2 protein-coding genes and 1 pseudogene are annotated in these 2004 nt (G+C 69.2%); all 3 read left to right on the top strand.

Translation table 11 applies throughout. The annotated features are described in order from the left end of the window. Window positions 1-395 (top strand): annotated as a pseudogene (locus tag IH13_RS0100240) (hypothetical protein); the annotation flags it as partial. Between the two features lie 25 nt (window positions 396-420). Continuing rightward, on the top strand, window positions 421-990 hold the full coding sequence (locus tag IH13_RS0100235; RefSeq protein WP_031079934.1) for a cysteine hydrolase family protein: 570 nt from the start codon (window positions 421-423) through the stop codon (window positions 988-990). A gap of 4 nt (window positions 991-994) precedes the next feature. Continuing rightward, the gene (locus tag IH13_RS0100230; RefSeq protein WP_031079932.1) at window positions 995-1909 is read left to right on the top strand and encodes an FAD-dependent oxidoreductase; all 915 of its coding nucleotides are present in this window, start codon (window positions 995-997) and stop codon (window positions 1907-1909) included. The last annotated feature ends 95 nt before the right edge of the window (window positions 1910-2004 follow it).

Raw genomic sequence — 2004 nt, 5'->3', positions numbered from 1 at the left:
GCTCAGAGATGTGTATAAGAGACAGCCCCGACATCGTGTCCTTCGGCGTACGGGGTGTGTCCACCGCCTACGCGGGCTGGTCCGGCGTCGCCTACGCGTCCCACTCCCGCGAGCGCAGCCTCACGATCGACGAGTTGGTCACCTGCGAACTGACCGTCCAAGCCCTCTGGTGTTTCACCCGCCAGGTGCAGCAGATGATCGAGGACGGTCAGGACCCCTTCATGCCCGAGCAGTACGGCTGGCGCTTCCTGCGTGCCGCCTCCTCCCGGCTCACCACCGCCCGAGCCCAGGAGACCGCTCAACACGTTCTGATGCGGGAAGCCATCATGAAGACCAGCGGGCTGGCCGAACGGCTGCGCGCCGCGCAGGACGCTCTGCGAGAGGGCGTCGGGTGAGAACACAGGGCAGGAGAAGCAACGGATGGACATCGGCAGCGCTGCGCTGGTCGTGATCGACATGCAGAACGGCTTCGTGAACGAGCGAAGCCGCCACGCCGTGCCCGCGGTCTCCGATCTCGTCGCCCAGTGGACCGGCGCCGGCCGGCCCGTGATCTTCACCCGGTACTTCAACTATCCGGACAGCCCGTACGAGCGCTTCTTCCAGTGGCGCCGACTCCAAGAACCACCTGAGACCGACATCGTCCCCGAACTCGCGGAGGCGGCAGCCCGCGCGCACGCGGTCGTCGACAAGACCGGCTACACGCTCTTCACCCCCCAGGCAGCCGAACTGGTCCGTGGGGGCGGCTGGACCGACCTCGTCTTCTGCGGGATCGCCACCGAGAGCTGCGTCCTGAAGTCCGCGGCCGACGCCTTCGAACACGGCTACGCACCCTGGATCGTCACCGACGCCTGCGCCAGCGACGCCGGCCCTGACGTACACGACGCCGGACTCGTCGTCGCACGCCGCCTGATCGGAACCGGCCAACTTGTCACCACGGACCGTGTGGTCGGCCAACTCGCCGCGTACGCAGGGGCCCCGGTGCTGGAATAGCCCCATGGGCGACTCGCTGTACGACACCGACCTCATCATCATCGGCGGCGGACCCGCCGGATGCGCTGCCGCACGCATGGCCGCCAGCGTCGGCATGCGCTCGATCCTGATCGAGCCGGACCGGCTGTGCCGGAACCTGTACCGGATCCCGGCCCTGAACAACGTCCTCGGCGGCTACACCGGCGGCCCCGAGCTGGCCGACGCCATCGTCGCCGAGCTGAAGAACACGGAGCTGTGCCGCCTCGCGCTCGGTAGGTACGTCACCGAGCTTCGCGCCGCCGACGACCAGGTGACCGTCACGTTGGACGCGGGCGCTTCCCTCACCGCCCCGTACGCCATCGTCGCCACGGGCGTCGGCCCTCTCCAACCCGGCGACGCAACCTGGATCACCGCCCCCGCTGGCCTGACCCTGCCTGCGCTCTGGCAGGCCGACGCCGACGATGCCCAAGACCGGACCCTCCTCGTACTCGGTGGCGACCGCCCGATCGGCACCTTCCTGCGCGCCCACCCGACCACGGACACGCGCCTCCTCGTGGCGTACCCAGCTGCCGACGCGTACAAGATCGACGAGATCCGCGAGGACCCACGGGTCACGCTGCTCCCCGTCGATCACCTGACGCTGCACGGTGGAGAAGGCGCCCAGCTGTCGGCCGAGGCGGTAGGAAGGGACGGTACCCACCGGACGATCACGGCGGACGCGGCCTTCCTCAGCCTGGGAAGCGCCCCCGCCGCCCCACCCGGAGACCTGACCCGTGGCACGGACGGATACTGCCCGCCCACCGGCCAGCACCCCCGCCTCATCGTGGCCGGCGACCTCCGCTCCGCCCGGTTCCAACGGATCATGACCGCCCTGGGCTCCGGCAGCGAGGCGGCGCTGCACGCCTACTACGCGGCTCGGGACCTGCCCATCAAGGGGTGAGGCCATGGTGTTGCGCGTCAAGGGATGGCTCTTGGAAGGAAATCCTGTGGTGAGTGAGGCGGAGTTGGCGGTGGCTGCTGCCGTAGTCGTTATTG

Origin of the sequence: Streptomyces sp. NRRL WC-3549, from assembly GCF_000721935.1 — a bacterium.
Classification (GTDB): Bacteria; Actinomycetota; Actinomycetes; order Streptomycetales; family Streptomycetaceae; genus Streptomyces.
Note: the sequence above shows the minus strand (reverse complement) of the source record. Positions and strands in the feature narration are given on the sequence as shown.